General features: G+C 70.1%; 1 protein-coding gene. It reads left to right on the top strand.

The window, feature by feature from the left end; translation table 11 throughout:
• The coding region (locus tag AOK23_RS41525) for a lysine N(6)-hydroxylase/L-ornithine N(5)-oxygenase family protein (RefSeq protein WP_055717576.1) at positions 1-1281 on the top strand (1281 nt) is incomplete at both ends.

The following is a 1281-nucleotide window of genomic DNA, read 5'->3' as shown; positions in this document are numbered from 1 at the left end:
TCCCCGAACTCGACGCCGTCTTCTACGAACAACGCCCCCGCTTCGACTGGCACCCCGGCCAGCTCATCGAGGGCGCCACCCTCCAGGTCCCCTTCCTCGCCGACCTGGTGACCCTCGCCGACCCCGTCAGCCCCTGGTCGTTCCTCAACTACCTCAAGACCCGCGACCGGCTCTTCCCCTTCTACTTCGCCGAGCGGTTCCACATCCAACGCGCCGAGTACGACGCCTACTGCCGCTGGGTCAGCGAGAACCTCCCCGGCCTGAACTTCGGCCACCACGTCGACTCCGTACGGTGGAACCCCGAACGCGACCTGTTCGAGGTCGACTTCACCCGCCTCGACACCGAGGGCGACGCGGCACTCGGCCGCACCTACACCCGCAACGTCGTCCTCGGCGTCGGCACCGAACCCTTCGTGCCCGAACCCCTCAAGCCACTCGTCGAAGCCCCCGGCGTCCCCGTCCTCCACGCCGCCGACTACCTGGACGCCCGCGACCGCCTCCTCACCGCCGGACACGTCACCGTCATCGGCGCCGGCCAGTCGGGCGCCGAGATCTTCCTCGACCTGCTGCGCCACCGGCCCGCCGGCCGCGAAGGACTCCACTGGCTGGGCCGCACCGAGGCCTTCGCCCCCATGGAGTACTCCAAGCTCGGCCTGGAACACTTCACCCCCGACTACACCCGCTACTTCCACGCCCTCGCCGAAACCACCCGCGACCGGCTCGTCGCCGCCCAATGGCGCCTCCACAAGGGCATCGGCACCGACACCATCGCCGCCATCCACGACGAGCTCTACCGCCGCACCCTCGACGGAGGCTGGCCCGACACCGTCCTCACCCCCGGCGTCCACGTCCGCACCGCCGGCCGCCTCGCCACCACCAAGGTCGAACTCCACCTCGAACACACCGAGCAGGGCACCCGCTCCCGCCTCACCACCGACGCCGTCGTCCTCGCCACCGGCTACCGCGAACGCCCCCTCGACCGCCTCCTCGCCGGCCTCGACCCCTACATCCGCCGCGACAGCCACGACCGCCCCAAGGTCGACGAACACTTCCGCATGGTCCTCGACCCGTCGGTCACCACCTCCGGCTGCCACCTCCACATCCAGAACGCCGAACTCCACACCCACGGCGTCGGCACCCCCGACCTCGGCCTTGCCGCCTGGCGCAGCGCCACCATCCTCAACACCCTCACCGGCAAGGAGACCTACCCCCTGCCGAACCGCACCGCCTTCACCACCTTCGGCCTCGAACCCCGCCCCCACCTGTCTCTTCTCAACATCT

The organism is Streptomyces torulosus (genome assembly GCF_001419765.1).
GTDB classification, from domain to species: domain Bacteria; phylum Actinomycetota; class Actinomycetes; order Streptomycetales; family Streptomycetaceae; genus Streptomyces; species Streptomyces torulosus.
Note: the sequence above shows the minus strand (reverse complement) of the source record. Positions and strands in the feature narration are given on the sequence as shown.